Consider the following 16,518-nt stretch of genomic DNA (forward strand, 5'->3'; position numbering starts at 1 on the left):
TGGAGGATTTTAAATTTGTTTAGAATTTGGCTTCTAAGACTTGAGTGGGAATTTTATTTTTCCATAAGTCCCGTAGCACAGGTAAATAGAATTTTTCACCCAATTCAACTAGTTCTGCATCAATTAACGCATGTATTTCATGCATAAATAAATAATCAAGTTCAACCGTTTTCAACTGTTGCTGTGTTTTGGCAAAGTCTTTGCGCTTTTGTTGTGCACGTTTCACTAGAGCATCTGCAAAATCTTTATCTTTAAACTGCTTAATCGCGTTTAAGCGTAACTCAATCACGCCCCAACCACTCAATAACAGTTTGAAAAGTTCAAAGTCAGCCGTGGTTGATTCCCATGTCATTTCTTCAAGATTTTCATTTTCAGGTAGAACAGGAAGCAATAATTCCATAACACTTGGGAAAATCTTTTTGAAATTTAAAACAAATTTAACAGGATGCTCACCCGGATAATCGTTAAATTGCACGTTTTTCTGAACATCTGTCAAATAAATATCAAGCATGGTAACTCATCAGCAGTTTATCTTTAGTCGACCATTGTACCGACTTCGCCCAAAGATAAAAACTGCTGATGTTCATTTGCTCTTTCATTGAGCAATTGAAGAAAATTTATTTTACATTTGGTGAAATCATTTGTTCTGGACGGACCACTTCATCAAACTGCTCAGCAGTGACTAAGTTCAACTCTACAGCCACTTGTTTTAGTGTTTTGCCTTCTTTATAAGCTGTTTTGGCAACTTTCGCTGCATTTTCATAGCCAATCACTGGATTTAAAGCCGTAACTAACATCAATGAGTCATGTAAGAAGTGGTCAATTTTTTCACGGTTCGGCTCAATGCCCACTGCACAGTGATCATTGAAGCTATTACATGCGTCACCCAAAAGCTGAATCGACTGCAACAAATTAAACGCAATCACAGGCATGAACACATTCAATTCAAAGTTACCCGATGCGCCCGCAACATTAATCGTGGTGTCATTGCCCAAGACTTGAGCCACCACCATAGTCATCGCTTCACTTTGAGTCGGGTTCACTTTCCCCGGCATAATACTTGAACCTGGTTCATTTTCTGGAATACGTAATTCACCAAAACCACAACGCGGGCCACTAGCCAACCAGCGAATGTCATTGGCAATCTTATTCAAGCTTACCGCAAGCGTTTTTAATGCACCTGAGGCAAACACGGCTGCATCGCGCCCAGCCAATGCTTCAAATTTATTTGGCGCAGTCACAAAAGGTAGTCCGGTCAACTGTGCCAGTTGCTCCGCCGATTTTTCCGCATAATCAGGATGTGCATTCAGCCCTGTACCCACAGCCGTTCCACCTAAAGGCAGCTCATACAAACCTGAGAGTGCCTGTTGTAAACGCTTCAAGCCATGATCGAGCTGAGAAACATAACCGCTAAACTCTTGGCCCAACGTTAATGGTGTTGCATCTTGTAAATGAGTTCGCCCAATTTTGACGATGTCAGCAAATGCTTGAGACTTTGCATCTAAAGTATCTCGAAGCTGGGTAACCGCAGGAATCAGTAATTCATTGATCTGAATACTTGCTGCAACATGAATCGCCGTTGGAAATGAGTCATTGGTTGACTGAGCACGGTTCACGTGATCGTTCGGGTGTACAGGTTTTTGTGCGCCTAAAGGATTGCCGAGTTTCTGATTGGCGATATTCGCAATTACTTCATTACAGTTCATGTTACTTTGCGTGCCTGAACCAGTTTGCCATACTACCAAAGGAAACTGACTATCCCACTGCCCTGCAATCACTTCATCCGCAGCGCCAACGATGTATTGCGCCAATTCTTGTGGAATTTGGTTAAGTTCAGCATTGGTCTGCGCTGCTGCTTTTTTCACTAAGCCCATAGCACGAATCATTGGTCGCGGTAGACGTTCACTGCCAATTTTAAAGTTTTGCAAACTACGCTGAGTTTGGGCACCCCAAAGTGCTTCGCTCGGTACTTCAACTTCGCCCATCGTGTCGTGTTCAATACGTGTTTGCATTTTAACCTCTTCCTTTTTAAGTGAATTGCAAAATGATTATTTTGCGCTTGTTTTCCTTATCTTAATGATTAAGTAAAAGCATGTAAATGATAATTGTTATCAGTAAATTAATTAAAGACCCTCTAAACTTTGTCGATAGAAACGCCATCCATCCTCAAGGGTTTGTTGTAAACTGCGCTTCGCTTCCCAATGTAAAACATTTTTTGCTTTACTACATTCGGATGCGACCTGATCTAATTCCACGATGTTCGAATCAACTATATCGACTGTAGCAATATCACTTTGCGTCACACTTTCCACTGTTTCAACCAACTGCTGTATCGACACACTTTGGCCTGCGATATTAAACGCTTCACAAGCAAACTGTTGATTGCTTAACCATTGTAACGAAGCAGCAATCGCATCACACGCATCCAAAATATGTAAAAAACTACGTTCAACCGTATGGTCTGCTGTTTGTGCTTTTTTTCTCAGTTCAATATGATCACGCTGTTTTGCAGCGACTTGCATCAACAGTGGGATAATATTTTTCGGTAAAGGCGGAAACAGCTCTCCGAGCATTGCATTTTCAAATGCGCCTGCGACATTGCCCATTCTTAAAATGGCAATTTTCCATTCATTATCTGTTTTTGCTGTATCTCGAATAATTTCTTCGACCATTTGTTGCGACTTGATATACGGGTTTGGGTAGCCGAAATTCAGTTCCAAGTCTTCTTCTAGATGTAGACTCGACTCACCATAAACTGCAAGACTGGAAAGATGCACCAAAGTTCGAACACCTGTGCGTTGCATAGCACGCAGTAAACTCATAATACAACTAACATTGTCATTATAATATTCCAAAGGCTTCAACACAGACTCTTCAAGCGATTTAAAGCTTGCGGCATGTACCACTGCATCAATGGAATACTGCTCAAAAACTTTGTTCAAAGCAGGCGTATTTCGGATATCAATTTTGACAAAAGGCACGTACATGCCACTAATAAATTCTAATCGTTCAAGAGTTTGTAAATTCGCATTGGATAAATTGTCTACAATAATGACCTCTTGCCCATGCGCCATAAAGCTCAAAGCAATATGTGAGCCTATAAAGCCTAAACCACCAGTCACTAAAATCATTGTATAGATACTCCCTTTAATAATCAGAAGCTTGCACTTTATTGGTGTATTTTTGGTGTTTCTAATGACTTATCCACAGATACTAAAAATCAAAAAACCGACTCAAAAAGTCTCCTGAGTCGGCTAATCTTCAAGAGCACTATACCACCATATTATAGGTTCGGAATATTGCGTGTGTTACAGTTGTGGCTATGAACTGTATATTGTTTATGAAAAAGAAAATGCTGATTGAAGGAATTGTGTAGCTCCAAATATTACTACATGATTTTTTCAAAGACTCTGCAATTGAATTGACAATATTTTTCTCTTTTTATATAGTTAGTTAACTTACTATATTGCAACTAATCAAATGAACCTTGATCAAAAATACAAAGCACTTTTGGGTGAAGCAAAAAAGCGAAAATTACCTGATATCGACGGAATACAACTTTGTTTTATGACTCTTTCACTTGCATCCAGTATAGATCGTGATTGCGCAAATCAACTATCTATTCATGGTCTATCCGAAGGAAGGTTTATTCTTCTATTTTTACTTGAAGCAGCTGGTGAAGGAATAGCCCCTAAAATTCTTGCAGAACAAGCTGGAATCACCCGCGCAACAGTAACAGGCTTGCTTGATGGCCTAGAACGTGAAGGGTTAATAGAGCGACAAGCGGACACAGAGGATCGTCGGGCTTTAAAAATACAACTCACATCAAAAGGAAAGATAGTAGCTAAAGCGGTTTTTGATCAACATAGTCGCTGGATCTCTGGCTTATTCGGCAATCTTTCTTTTGAAGAACGCGAACAATTTACCCAGTTATTAAAAAAAGTCTCAAACAACCTCACCAATAAGGAATAACCATGAATTACTACCTTGTCGAGCTTTATACCCCAAATTCAGCTTGGAAAGCCTTATCATTTGATGAGCGCAAAAATTATTTAAATAATGTTGGGGCTGCAATGGCTGGACTGTCTGATGCTGGAGTTAAAGCGCTAACACTCACTCAAATTGACTCTAAAATTGATCAAAGCAGCGACCATCAATTTTTAGCTGTTTGGCACTTTCCAAATCAAGAAGTTTGTACTGCCCTACTTGAAGGTATCAAAGCGAGTGGTTGGTATAAGTACTTTGACCATGTAAATGCTGTTGGAGTGGAATCTAGCTTTAATGAACATCTTGAAGCACTAGCCAACATTTGATTTTTTATTCAGGGTATTCAACCTACAGAAAGAATTCAAAGTAAACATTAGTAAAATATTTCTTGAAAAAATCCAACTTTTACTATGAATTATAAGAAGCCTCTACTGTTTAAATGATTGTAGAGGCTAAGTTTTTCTTGAATACGTCATACAGACATCCAAAAACTTATCATTAATATTTACTTCATTATCATCTTTATAATCAAATTTGTAATTAACCCCCACAAGCTAGGGAGCTAATAATGACAAATTTATTTCTAGATGTGAGTGGTTTTGAATAGGTTCTATTTCAACCTCATACTCTTTAAAACATCATCTTTCAATATCAAGTGATGAATTAGTGCGGCCAAAGCATGCAACCCAATCAATGTAATAAAAATATTTGCAATAATAGGATGAATATCACCAAGATCAGCATTACTAGAAAAAAGCACTTGTGGCAGATCCATACCCAATAAACTGAAAGATGCCTGTGTTGAAGCCAATGTAAACCACCCCAAAAAAGGGACAGTAAATAAACAGATATATAGGCATAATTTCATCAACTGAAAAGCCTTTTTCTGTATTTCAGACTTAAATGAAACTTCAGGAAACTGGGCCTTAAACCTCATGTATAAAAAAATGCGGATGAAGAAAAAGATAAAAACCAAACTACCCGCAATAACATGGGTCTGCCCAAGCCATCGATCCTCTATTGGACTTTGGCTTGTGAAATATGCAACAAGGACAAAGAGTAATGTTATCCAGTGGGTCAATATTACCAAATGAGGAAATTTTTTAGTTGATACAATCATAGAGCTTTCCTTATTCTGATATTTTAATCAAATTAAGAGCAAAACACCCATATTCATCATAAAGTAGAATTGGGTTTAGCATGATTTAACTGAGCGAAATTTTGTATTTTTTCAATATCTTTCTCAATTGAATTTGAAACAATATTTGGTAAAATCTGATTCACTTTCACAAATATTTTTTCAGGATACCCGACTTGATAGTAGAGTTTGTCAGTTTGTAAGAACCTGTAAAGCTCTTCTGCAACAAACTCAGGACTATCCATTTTCACACCCAGTTTGGCATTCATTTCTACGACAACGGGACTATTCATTGCTGTATCCGTTGCCCGCGGAGAAAAATATTTAAACCGAATAGGTGAGTTTGAATATTCTCTGGATAGGGCTTCTGTTGCGCCACGCAAAGCAAACTTGCTTGCACAATAACTCACATAACCAGGATAGCCTATACTGCCAAAAGTCGAACCCATATTAATAATTTGGCTTGGTGCATCTTTTGACATAAAAGGAATAATTTTCTGAATCAGCTCTAATGGATAAACTACATTAATTAGCATCATTTGCTCTATTGCTTCGGCTGACTGATGACTAAATAATGAGAAATCATTAATCCCTGCATTGTTAATATAATAGTTAATGGTCACATTTTGCTGTGCTAATGCCTGAATAAATTCCTCCCGACTTATAGCATCACTCAGATCACAACAAAGATTACTTAATTTCAATAGAGGAAACTGTCCACTTAATTGCTTCTGCATTTGCTGTAAAGATTCAACATTACGCGCAACCAAAATTACATTCACGTTATGGGTGCACAAATTCTCAACAATCGCTTTTCCAATCCCGCCCGTGGCTCCGACAATTACCGCTGTTAAATTTGACATAGATATATACTCACTATAATTGTTGAATCAAGAAAGATTAAAAAGTATCACTCAGGCCTAAACCCATACTGATATAAAGCTTGCGAAGCTCCAAAGGTACTAAAATTTCACGGCGACCATGCATAAATCTCTTATTGTCGATAATTGCAACATCACCATCTTGCCAATCAATTTCATACGTATGTTTTTCACAAAGGATTGAAAGCTCCCCAAGCAAATTTTCGCTGATCAGACTTCCGTCAGCAAAACTAAATTTCGGTTTTTCATAATTATAGGAAGGTCCCAATAAAGTATTGGCAAATGCAGGGACACCTTTTAAGTTATCTTGACGAATCATAGGCATTACTAAGTGATATTCCACTCCATCTTCTTTCGCTGGGCTAATTGATTGCCCAGGTATTGCTTTAATAAACTTGTTCAAATCCTCCCATGTGACTATTTCCGCATTCTCAATATTGAAAGCACTCGCCACATATTTCTGCCAAATCTGTTTCGGTAGATATCGGCTAATCGTCATCGGAGCAGTAAACTTTTGTTTCAATTGTTCTGGTAAGCTTTTCCATACGGCATGCCCATCACAAACCGTTGTTTGTGACCCCAAAGTTGCACTGGTTTGGCTAAAAAAAGCAATGATATCTGGTGGTAATGGTGTCGTTCCATTTTCAATATGCAAGCCAACCGCTTGTGTTCCCGCGTCTACTTTCTGCGATTGTTGAGTGATATTTTCACGTGCAGGATCATAAGTCAGATTTTTGCACAATTTGGACATCAACTGGCTGAAACGCTGAACATCATAAGACTCACCTCTTAAAAGTATCCAACCTTGTTCACGTAAAGTATTTTTGATCACTGCATGGTTTGTATGATGATGTCTATGGTTATGATCTAGCTCAAAGATTATTTGTTTAATACTCATATTCTTTACTCCCTATATTTTGAAGTGGTCTTTCATGTTCATCAGAATCGTTCTTCTTCGATTCAAAAAGCTCTATGTGTAGATTAAGCACAGCCATCATAAATAGAGTTCAAACTGTTTTTGGATTTCAATTCGTCGAAGTTTGCCATTGTCTGTAAGCATCTGATTACTTAAAGAGAAAGGCTCTTTCGATCTACACCATTGCTTAATCTGTGCATAATCAGGCATACGGCTGTTCGCTTTATGAATAGCATGTTCCAACATACTGTCACTGACGTCTTCTTTAGCGTAAATAACTGCAGACAAATAAGGTTGTGCTTCACCAAAAATAGCGATTTGGTTGATTTCGGGTTCTGTTGAGCCATTTGACTCCACCCACTCTGGTGAAATATTTCGGCCAAGACTACTGACAATAATTTGTTTGATTCGACCAGTTATAAATAGAAAGCCCTCATCATCAAAAAAGCCTGCATCTCCCGTATGAATTAATGGATCTATAGAGGCATCGTTTAAATAACCCTGCATAGCATTGCCTCGAACCACGACCTCACCCTGATCAGAAATTTTGACTTTTACATGAGGCAATGGCTTTCCTACGCTACCAATTTTTCTAGCATTCGGCAGGTTGAGACTAACGACGGAAGCACATTCTGAAAGTCCATATCCCTCATATACAGGTAAGTGTAATTGTTCTGACTGCATCAGTAAGTCCGATGAAACCTTGCCACCACCTACAGCAATAAACTTAAGACTTTTAAAAGCCGTAGCTCCAAATTCATGAATGTACTCCACCATTGCCTTTAACATCTGCGGCAGTAAAATCACACTTTCAATTTGGTAGCTCTGCACCGCATGAGCAAACCTATCCACCTTAAACTCATGATTTGAGACTAAGCCAAACGTGCTAACATTACCAACCACAACTGAACGCCCCATATTGAATGCCACGTAAATTCCTGCAATATTTTCCAATAATGTTGCAAATGGAATTAGGCACAGATGGCGTCCTAAGTTGCTCGAAACTAAAGCATGACTCAATGACTCAGTTATTGATTGAATGGTATCTTCGCCCAAGCAAACACCTTTTGGCGTGCCTGTACTGCCTGAGGTATACGTGATTTTAGATGGTCCTGCATGATCAAATTGCGCAGAAAGTTCCACTTTCAAACTGACAAACCGGCCTGAAGCATTTTTCGCCTGTAAATCGTGATGAATCCGTTTTTGAGCATACAATGTCTCAAGCCATTCAAACTCCATCATTTCAACTTCAAGTGCTTCAATCTTGTTAGATCCAATAAAAATGGTATCAACAGCGCTGTCCTGAATGAGATGCAAAATTTGATTGGGACTGAAGAATAATGGTATTGGAATAATCGTAATTTGTGCCTTTTTAGCAGCCAAATCGATATAAATCCAATCAATACTATTCATCCCCCAAATGGCAAGTTTTTGAGTATTGAGTGTAAAAAGTTCTTTGTACAGTTGATCTACAACATCATTTAGCTCTTTATACGTAACTATAGTTGAATCTGTGATGATGGCTTCCAAATCTGGATTGCACACTGCATGGTGACGGATTGTGTCAAAAAGAGTTTTCATAGCAAGAACCCACCTGTTTTTGTTATTTTTCCGACATTAAAGTCATAATTTTTTTGCGTCACAGATAGGGATTCAGCTACATTGATCGCAAGTACCAATGGCTTTTGTTCATAATAGTTACCCCACTGTTTTTTCGCCTCTCCAAGTACATCTGGATTGGCTTTTTCCAAAACATGGAAATGTAAGCCCATTTGCTGTAATACATACCTCACAGCAATGGTACCCGTACAAACAGCCCACTCAACGCCTTCCAAGCTTAAATAGAACACGAGGAAAGCTACGATCATTTTTGCGTATTCCATATTTTCTGATGCCAGATTTCCGATCTCAACAATCTTTGATCTCGATACATCTCGTTGAGTCATATTTTGCAGACTTTGTTCAATTGGCTGTTCTAAATATTGTTCTAAAAATGCTTTATGTGTCTTGAGTTGTTCTATACCAATAGCAACCTGTGTCTGATCTTCATACATACCTACGAACAAGGTTGAAGAAAAATGCGTTAATGTTGCATTGTGTTTTTCTTGATATTTCAAGCTAATGTATTCTTCGATCTCTTTTCGCTCAAAGTGATCTACTACCCCAGCCTCATGTACACTTAGTTGTATTTTCTTTTGAAGTGCCGAAATCTTATATAAATCTGGTAAATTTTCAGCCTTCACATTTTTTAAGTGTTTCGTATTTTTTTGATACAATGAATGATAGTCATAATCATTTAATTTAGTTGAAGGCTGTTGCTCAAAGATGAATATAGTCATAATCATCCCCCTTAAATAGATTAAATAAAAATAAGTTTTAAACCTTAAAAAATCCTTAATCCATTTAATTTTATTTGTAAATAATAAAATTTTAATTTTAAAAACAAATATTTAAAATTATACATTTTATTAATATGACCACTGTATAGAAATTCAAAAATAAAATCCAAATAATAAATATAATTGAAAATTATTATCTTTTAGATTCTGTAGTTATACTCAGTAAAAATTAATAGTTAAAATAGTGATTTTGAAAGTTAAGGAAAAAAATCATACTTTCTAATCCTTCAGGTCAAATAACTTTAAAGACAAAAATTAGTTTATTTCTTTGACAGTGAGGATAAGTTTGAGCTGACTTATGATGAGCTGGTGGAAATTATTGGTAAGGCTAGACAGGCTGGACCGAGAATGATTCCAGTGTTGGGGACGGTAAACTAAAAAATCAGCAGAAATACGGGTTTTAAAGAAATTGAATAATTAAGATAGGTCAAAAAATGAGAGATGAACTAAAAGAAATTCTTATTCGTGGATGCAATGAGAAAATTGAGAAAAAAGTAGATAACGCAGGTCTATCCTTTTATGCCTTTTTTAAGAATAAAAATGATAACCCAGAACTATTGATGGAGGCTGCTCAGTGGTGGATTCTACAGCACAAGCTAGATCACTTTGAGAAAGCTGTTAAGGTTAGGCAACTTGTTTTAAGTGAGCAGTAATCATAGATATTACATTCCACCAGCCAAACCGTGGCTGGTCGATGAGTCGTGAGTTTAACGCGGGATTACTTTAGTTGGGAAGGGATGTTGACTGTGGGTAGTGATATTTTATAGTTAACGAATGCTAAAAGAATTTAAAATGGCTTAGAATGCCAAGGGTAAAAAAGCTAATCTTTTTCAATTTTCTTTCTATATATGATCAAATTCAATAGAGCTTCGTCGAATTTGAATTTGCTGTGCACCCTGAAAGCAGGATGCGCAGCTTAATATTCTATTCTGGCCACGCCCCACTCAGTCGTTCAACATCAATTGCGTGGCCATCTGCTTTTTCTGCCACAGTTCGATATTCTGCTGTGCAAGCTTCGAGTAACTCACTGTTGGTAATGGTGTACTCAATGATGGTTTCTCGGGGAGCTGTGGACAGACGTTTGTTTGCTTCACTGAGTTGCTTTGACAACCCACTAGCAGCCAAGTCAGCACTACGAGCGGCAGCATTCGCATCTTGTATTTTTTTAATCGCATTTTGTTCTACCTTAATATATTTATCTGACCAAGCCTTTTCAGTAATGGCTTTCTGTTCTTTTGCTTTTGTGATTGCTGTTTCATAAGGCGCAATTGCTTCCGAGACACGCACATCACAACTCGCTTTTGCTTTATTCAAATCGCCTGCAAGTAAATTGGATTGCCATGTTTGAAAGAGCCCATAGATCAAAAGCACAATGATTAATGTCCAGCGCTTGTTATTCCAGATCAGTAAAAGTAATGGCATCAGAATTCCTCCACGTCGGGAAGGTCAACAGTTTGCCCAGCCAGTCCATGATGGCAGTCGGATAAGAATTGAATTTTCCCATCCGTGACAAATGAATGACATTGACTGGGGTGACCTTGATTCACCATTAAGCTTGGGCTAAATGTTGGTTTCTCTAAATCTCCATTGAAATCCCAACGAATTTTATGTTTCGGATCAACATAGAATGGATGCATGGTTTTACATCCAGGGCATTCAATAAAATAAATACCGTTAATTAATATCCCAATCGTTTTATGCCCAGTGATCTTTGCTAAAACCTCAACAGGTAATTTCCGAACCTTAACCATTCTAGTAATGGCTTCATGTCGTGAATCATGGAAATTGATGTGAGCAAGATTCGCTCTTTTTTTAGCTCTTACCCACGTTGCACAACATCTATCTTTATCAATGGGGACCAAAACGTCGGTACTGGTAGGTAACAATGAAAGTAAACGCTTGGCTTCTTTCGATAACGGTACGTTTCTAGACTCACCATTCTTGGTCATCGGCAAATGTATGAAACCCTCTCTCAGGTCTGATCCACGCATTGCCAATATTTCACCTTGTCGCATTGCTGTTTCAAGCGCAAATAGAAATGCCCATGCTACATAGTGTTTAGACTTTTCAGGTGTAGAGAGTCCATCCCAATCTAGTGCTTTGAGAAACATTTCTTGCTGTTCAGGTGTGATTCGCTGATTTCTTGATTTCTCCTTACTTGGCATTGGTACCGTTTGCCAAACGTTAGACTCAATTAAAAAAAGCTCTTTCAAGGCATAAGTGAAAACTGCCGAATAAATAGCGTGCTCATTTCTCAAAGTTGAAACTTTGACTTCTTTTTTCCGTTTATTTCGCCATTCAACAATGTCGCTGGGCTTAAAATCATAGATAGACTTATCAGCAACATTGGGTGCAATACGATCAAGGTTTTTTATCTTGAGCATAATTGTTCTAGCAGATCGCATATGTCTGCCATGCTCTTGATAATACTTATCGCATAGTTGACGAAATGGATATGCTGGCTTTATTCCTTGTTCTAGATTAGCCTTACCTGTTTTAAGCTCCAGTAGCTTGATTGATGCCCAGTGCTCGCACTCTTTTGCTGTATCTCTCGTTGCTGAGTATCGCTGCTTGTCAAAAGTTACAGTGATACGCCAAGTTGACCCACGTTGTATTGGTTTCGGAAGCTTCATTTTTCTTGGTGCAGATTGCCTTTTATTCTATCGAGAATGTAATAAAAAGAAAGAAAATACAGGGAATTTCGTGCAGATTAAAAATGACTTTTTGTACTTTTATGTTTTCATTTTAATAATAACCTATTGTTTTTAAATATTTATTTTTAGAATAATTTTTATATTCGGTCCTAAATTCTTTAGATACCACCTAAAATCATTGTATACTACCTTTTTATTATGAAGTCCGAATGTACCAAGCAAGCTTTGGACATTTCTCTAGTGAAGTTTGATGAGTACTTTATTACTAATTACCTCCGCACCGAGTTCGATTCATGCATGGCATGCGCTGGGCTTAGCACAAGCACTGCATGCGAAAAATGAACTCTTTCGAGTGTTTTTCTACCAAGATGCTGTTCAAGTTGCCAATGCCCTACAATGGGTACCTGACGACCAACGGAATCTATGTTCTGAGTGGCAAAAACTCACCATTCGCCTGCCAGTTTGTGTTAGTGCAGCCTTGGCTCGAGGAATTACCGATGCCGAAAATGCACAGCGTCATCAGTTAGCACAGCATAATCTTGCTACAGGTTTTGACTTGGTCGGCTTAGGGGAACTAGCCGATGCCGTTCAGTCTGCAGAGCGCTTAATTCAATTCTAAGTGCTAAGTTTTCAAGAATTTGTTGCTTTTAAAAGGTATATTGTGTGAAATCTGTACTGGTTATTTTAACCCAAGCCAATTTGAACTCTTTGCAGGTGCATGAAAGCCTCTCTGCAACGATGGTTCTTGCAACTTTTGGCTGTGAAGTCAAAGTTTTATTACAAGATGCTGCGCTCAGCTTATTAAACGATGCTCAGTCATTTGAACCCTTAAAGCATGCTTTTAAACTGGCGTCAAACATGGTTGATAGCTTTGAGTTTTATGACTTAAGCCCGATTTGGATTGAAACCAAAAATCAAGCTTCTGCCTTTGTTCAACAAACCGAGCAAGAAATAGAATGTGTTGAACTCAATGCCAATTTAATACAACAGTTTGACCATGTGCTGTATTGGTAAGGAGACAGTTATGAGCAAAACACTTTATCTCGTGCAGTCTCCATTTGCCGCGACAGAGCTAGCGCTGAGTAAATTACAAAACTTGTATCAATCAGGGGATGATGTGGTTTTAATGGGAGATGCGGTCCTTTATATACAGCATCCTTTTATTCAGCAGTTGCCTTGTATCTTTGTGCTTGAGCAGGATGCTGAAAATATAGCTGCTGCCCATCCGAGCAACCTAGAAACCATCAGCTATGTTAGGTTTGCTGAGCTATGCTTAAGCCATAGTCGTTGTATCAGTTTAAAATAATTTTGAGTGTTTAGATGAATTTAGAATTAGACCAAGATGGTCATTTAGTCGATTACACCATTTGGAATCAAGAGGTTGCAAAAGAGTTAGCAAAATCTTTAGAGCTTGAATTGACCGATTGGCACTTTGAAATCCTTATAGCAGTGCGTCAGTTTTACCAACAGTTTGGACACTCACCTGCAACACGTCCACTGATTAAGTTTTTAATGAAAACAGTCAACGCAGACATCAATAATGCCATACTGCAAGAAAAGTTTAATACTGGGCTTGTAGCGCGCCATCTGAGCCGTTTGGCTGGTGTACCAAAACCTGCAAACTGTTTATAAGCCTAAGCTTCTTTAATGTCTGATTGAGCTGCTAAAGCATCAACATAAACCTGTGTCGGTATCGCTTTGATGTCTTTGGCATGTATGGCATCACCACATTCGTTACAAACCAAATGTGGCTGAATGCTATGCCCACAGGTTTTATGGATAAATTGCACGGGACGACCTTGCCCCTCGTCCATCCATTGATCGGCCCATGTTGCCATCGACATCAGCACTGGATATAAAGCCAAGCCTTTTTCAGTTAGACAGTACTCAAATCTTGCTTGACGATCCGTGTAGGGTCTTTTCTCCAAAATATCATGTTCAACCAAGCGCTTTAATCGCGCAGACAACAGGTGCCGAGTCATACCTAAATTTTCTTGAAAACTTTCAAATCGGCGCATTCCTAAAAATGCATTTCGTAAAATCAGCACAGTCCAGCGGTCACCAATTACCGACAGTGTTCGTGCAATTGAACAAGGCTGCTCCCCGATCTCATCCCATTTCATTACAAAAGAACCATGTTGATTGTTCCCGTAACGTTAAAAGATTTAAAGACAGAAGAAAAGCCCTTTTACCTGGACTTCTCTTTAAACATCTAATTGTAGCTATGCACTACTCCATTACACATAACTGGCTTTTAAAGCCTTTTGCTGCGTCTGGAACATAAAGTCTACTATTTCAATTTCACCGTTTTGTAGCTCATTGAGACGTTTTTCCATGACATAATACAAAGCTTTTTTATGTTCTTTAGACAGCGACATCTGTTGAAGCTGTTGTTTCAAATGAACCAAAAGGCTTTCTATTGGCTGATCATCTTCTATCATCAGGTATGCATAGCCAAAAATTGCACCACTTAATAAGGCTTCAAAAGAAAATCCATGCGAGACATTGTAAGCAACCGATGAAAAAACACGTTCAAATGCGCTCAACTTACGCAGTGGGTCACGCGCAACACGGCTGCATGGGTCTTTATAAGCATACTGGCATGACTGATCAAAACTTTTTGCCAATCGTATTAAATCATTTTTGCGTTTTGGCAGGTAATGCGTCAGACCTTGCGTCACTTCTGCAAGCAGTTTTTCAACATAATACTGCACTCGCGGATCGCCCATCGCTACTCCAATGGTCTGATGCCCGAGTAAGCTGGCATACCATGCAGTCATGGCATGTACGCCATTCCATAAGCGGTTTTTAATGAGCTGAATATCTGAAATTTGATCGACCAAGATCATTTGACGCATTTTACTGAGTAAGGGACTTTTGTTTTCTACATAGATTGGCATATCCATTTCAGCATTGAATAGAATTAAATCCATATGCTGTAAAATATGGCTCGGTTGAAAGTTTTGTCTCAAATCCTCAACATATTCACTGGCACGGCGTTCTTGATCTGCACTGAGTTTACTGACATCTTCAACTTCAATTTGATTACTCTCATCATCAAGTTGATATTGCTTAAAAATATTGTATTTAATGCACAGTTGACGATATAGATTTTTATCGCTTAGCTTAGACACCATACGGTTGACTACCGTATCGCAGAAATAGTGCTGCTCTAAAATAAAATCGGCAACAGCATGGTCTGTTAATTCCACCAAGGCTTTACGTACCTGCTCAAGAACCAACTGCTTGGCGCCTATTTTATTTAAGATAATTAACAGCGTCAGTGGAGTTTGAACTTGCTCATCTTGTGCTAGATAGCGTGCATAGAGGCCCTGTGCAATGGTTGCTGCTTCACTGACTAGAGCATTTTCAGCTAAACAAATCGCAATTAAACTCGACTCGACGTACATGGCATGCATCTGCTGTAAGTCTTCAGCATCAATAATATGCATATTTTCAATACGTTCATCATAAGACACTTGCCCATAGCGAATACAATATGCCCCAAATGCGTTAACGGCTGAGCGATATAAGCTATTCCGTGTAGACGCATAGATTTTTTTAGGACGCGTATAACCATCCCAATGCGATAAAATTTGTGCGATATAACCGCCACCAATCGCACCAAAGCCGTGAATTCCAACAGTGAGTTGATTTAAAGTTTGAGGAAAGCTTTCTTGTAAATTGGGCATTTCCAGATGCGAGCTGTAGATATCTAATTCCATTAGATAGTCATACATATTTTCAAAATAATAATTGGCATGAGCCAACATACTTGCATTCGGTTCTTTAATATCTTTGAACAGTACACAGATGCCCCCAGCATCATGTGCTGAACGGATGCCATTTTCAGAGTCTTCAAACATGAAACACTGTGCAGGTGCGAGGTTCAGCTTTTGAGCTGCACTAAGGAAAATTTCAGGATGTGGCTTCCCCTGTTCAACTTCATCACCACAGACCAAGACATCAAAAAACTTATAAACATTGGCATTGATTAAATACTCTTCAGCAATTGCTCTTCGACTAGAGGTCGCCACGGCCATACGTAACCCCGCTTTACGCAACCGCTCTAAAACTTGCACCAATCCTTTTTTAATCGGAACACCATATTGGCGCACTGTTTCTAATTCTAATTCATCAGCTCGCTTACGAATGTCCCCGTAAGGAACTTCTTGACCATATTGCTTTTGAGCTAGCGCTTCAGAACTACGTGCACTTAAACCTAAACAAGCCATGAGGTAGGCATCTGAAAACTCGACCCCAATCTGCTCTTTGGATGCCTGTTTCAAGGTTTGAAACCGTAAACGTTCGGTATCAAACATTGTTCCATCCATGTCAAAAAGCGCACCATGCACAATATCATTTTTAAATTTAAACATTTAGCCTCCGTTTTTATGTTTGCACTTAGACTATACAAAAATCGAGCACAGAGACTTTGATCTGATTTTATGAAACATTTTTGTTTATTTATTGATCAATAGGATGGGGTTTAAGCATTTTTTTGTAAACATAAAGTAGTCTTAGGTAATCGAACCGTAACCAT

The 16,518-nt window shown here is 38.5% G+C and carries 19 protein-coding genes and 1 pseudogene; 7 read left to right on the forward strand and 13 right to left on the reverse strand.

The annotated features are described in order from the left end of the window. Window positions 1-19 precede the first annotated feature (19 nt). The 3 genes from ACE01U_RS08675 to ACE01U_RS08685 form a co-directional block, all read right to left on the reverse strand. A complete protein-coding gene (locus tag ACE01U_RS08675; protein WP_119063919.1) occupies window positions 20-511 on the reverse strand; it encodes a hypothetical protein in 492 nt (163 codons plus the stop codon). 106 nt (window positions 512-617) lie between these two features. Next, window positions 618-2,012: a class II fumarate hydratase gene (gene fumC, locus ACE01U_RS08680; RefSeq protein ID WP_395579212.1), complete on the reverse strand. Its 1,395-nt coding sequence runs from the start codon at window positions 2,010-2,012 to the stop codon at window positions 618-620. Window positions 2,013-2,123: 111 nt separating this feature from the next. Further along, the gene (locus ACE01U_RS08685) at window positions 2,124-3,131 is read right to left on the reverse strand and encodes an NAD-dependent epimerase/dehydratase family protein (protein WP_395579213.1); all 1,008 of its coding nucleotides are present in this window, start codon (window positions 3,129-3,131) and stop codon (window positions 2,124-2,126) included. 349 nt (window positions 3,132-3,480) lie between these two features. Here ACE01U_RS08685 and ACE01U_RS08690 point away from each other — a divergent pair, with 349 nt between their 5' ends. After that, the gene (locus ACE01U_RS08690) at window positions 3,481-3,972 is read left to right on the forward strand and encodes a MarR family winged helix-turn-helix transcriptional regulator (protein ID WP_395579214.1); all 492 of its coding nucleotides are present in this window, start codon (window positions 3,481-3,483) and stop codon (window positions 3,970-3,972) included. Window positions 3,973-3,974: 2 nt separating this feature from the next. Beyond that, a complete protein-coding gene (locus tag ACE01U_RS08695; protein ID WP_395579215.1) occupies window positions 3,975-4,313 on the forward strand; it encodes a DUF6616 family protein in 339 nt (112 codons plus the stop codon). Between the two features lie 284 nt (window positions 4,314-4,597). On the opposite strand, the gene ACE01U_RS08700 is transcribed toward ACE01U_RS08695, so the two are convergent. From ACE01U_RS08700 to ACE01U_RS08720, 5 genes are all read right to left on the reverse strand, one after another. Then, entirely contained in the window at window positions 4,598-5,107 is a 510-nt protein-coding gene (locus ACE01U_RS08700; RefSeq protein ID WP_395579216.1) for a cytochrome b, read from the reverse strand. A 56-nt stretch (window positions 5,108-5,163) separates the two neighbouring features. Then, on the reverse strand, window positions 5,164-5,988 hold the full coding sequence (locus ACE01U_RS08705) for an SDR family oxidoreductase (protein ID WP_395579217.1): 825 nt from the start codon (window positions 5,986-5,988) through the stop codon (window positions 5,164-5,166). A 37-nt stretch (window positions 5,989-6,025) separates the two neighbouring features. Next, window positions 6,026-6,904: a TauD/TfdA family dioxygenase gene (locus ACE01U_RS08710; protein ID WP_395579218.1), complete on the reverse strand. Its 879-nt coding sequence runs from the start codon at window positions 6,902-6,904 to the stop codon at window positions 6,026-6,028. A gap of 96 nt (window positions 6,905-7,000) precedes the next feature. Further along, entirely contained in the window at window positions 7,001-8,503 is a 1,503-nt protein-coding gene (locus ACE01U_RS08715; protein ID WP_395579219.1) for an AMP-binding protein, read from the reverse strand. Then, window positions 8,500-9,261 carry a thermostable hemolysin gene (locus ACE01U_RS08720; RefSeq protein ID WP_395579220.1) on the reverse strand — a complete coding sequence of 254 codons (762 nt, stop codon included), beginning with the start codon at window positions 9,259-9,261 and terminating at the stop codon, window positions 8,500-8,502. Before ACE01U_RS08720 ends, ACE01U_RS08715 begins: the two co-directional genes overlap by 4 nt. A gap of 494 nt (window positions 9,262-9,755) precedes the next feature. On the opposite strand from ACE01U_RS08720, the gene ACE01U_RS08725 reads away from it, so the two are divergent. Continuing rightward, window positions 9,756-9,974: a DUF6500 family protein gene (locus tag ACE01U_RS08725; protein WP_395579221.1), complete on the forward strand. Its 219-nt coding sequence runs from the start codon at window positions 9,756-9,758 to the stop codon at window positions 9,972-9,974. 271 nt (window positions 9,975-10,245) lie between these two features. Here the strand turns inward: ACE01U_RS08725 and ACE01U_RS08730 are convergent, their stop codons facing one another. From ACE01U_RS08730 to ACE01U_RS17060, 3 genes and pseudogenes are all read right to left on the reverse strand, one after another. After that, on the reverse strand, window positions 10,246-10,743 hold the full coding sequence (locus ACE01U_RS08730) for a hypothetical protein (RefSeq protein WP_395579222.1): 498 nt from the start codon (window positions 10,741-10,743) through the stop codon (window positions 10,246-10,248). Beyond that, a complete protein-coding gene (locus ACE01U_RS17055; protein ID WP_489752746.1) occupies window positions 10,743-11,486 on the reverse strand; it encodes a ubiquitination-like system serine protease family protein in 744 nt (247 codons plus the stop codon). Before ACE01U_RS17055 ends, ACE01U_RS08730 begins: the two co-directional genes overlap by 1 nt. A 63-nt stretch (window positions 11,487-11,549) precedes the next feature. Continuing rightward, window positions 11,550-11,954 (reverse strand): annotated as a pseudogene (locus tag ACE01U_RS17060) (site-specific integrase); the annotation flags it as partial. 271 nt (window positions 11,955-12,225) lie between these two features. On the opposite strand from ACE01U_RS17060, the gene tusD reads away from it, so the two are divergent. From tusD to ACE01U_RS08755, 4 genes are read left to right on the forward strand one after another with little or no spacing between them, the layout of a single operon-like run. Then, a complete protein-coding gene (gene tusD, locus ACE01U_RS08740; RefSeq protein WP_395579224.1) occupies window positions 12,226-12,594 on the forward strand; it encodes a sulfurtransferase complex subunit TusD in 369 nt (122 codons plus the stop codon). A 44-nt stretch (window positions 12,595-12,638) separates the two neighbouring features. Continuing rightward, window positions 12,639-12,989, forward strand: coding sequence for a hypothetical protein (locus ACE01U_RS08745; protein WP_086209226.1), 351 nt, complete (start codon window positions 12,639-12,641; stop codon window positions 12,987-12,989). Window positions 12,990-12,999: 10 nt separating this feature from the next. Next, complete coding sequence (locus ACE01U_RS08750; RefSeq protein WP_151706597.1) at window positions 13,000-13,281, forward strand: DsrH/TusB family sulfur metabolism protein; 282 nt, start codon at window positions 13,000-13,002, stop codon at window positions 13,279-13,281. 14 nt (window positions 13,282-13,295) lie between these two features. After that, a complete protein-coding gene (locus tag ACE01U_RS08755; protein WP_395579225.1) occupies window positions 13,296-13,607 on the forward strand; it encodes a TusE/DsrC/DsvC family sulfur relay protein in 312 nt (103 codons plus the stop codon). 2 nt (window positions 13,608-13,609) lie between these two features. Here the strand turns inward: ACE01U_RS08755 and ACE01U_RS08760 are convergent, their stop codons facing one another. Continuing rightward, complete coding sequence (locus ACE01U_RS08760; protein WP_395579226.1) at window positions 13,610-14,098, reverse strand: winged helix-turn-helix transcriptional regulator; 489 nt, start codon at window positions 14,096-14,098, stop codon at window positions 13,610-13,612. 114 nt (window positions 14,099-14,212) lie between these two features. Beyond that, window positions 14,213-16,354, reverse strand: a complete 2,142-nt coding sequence (mtlD, locus tag ACE01U_RS08765) for a bifunctional mannitol-1-phosphate dehydrogenase/phosphatase (RefSeq protein WP_395579227.1) — start codon at window positions 16,352-16,354, stop codon at window positions 14,213-14,215. Window positions 16,355-16,518 lie beyond the last annotated feature (164 nt).

This window comes from Acinetobacter halobius (genome assembly GCF_044130335.1).
Lineage (GTDB): Bacteria > Pseudomonadota > Gammaproteobacteria > Pseudomonadales > Moraxellaceae > Acinetobacter.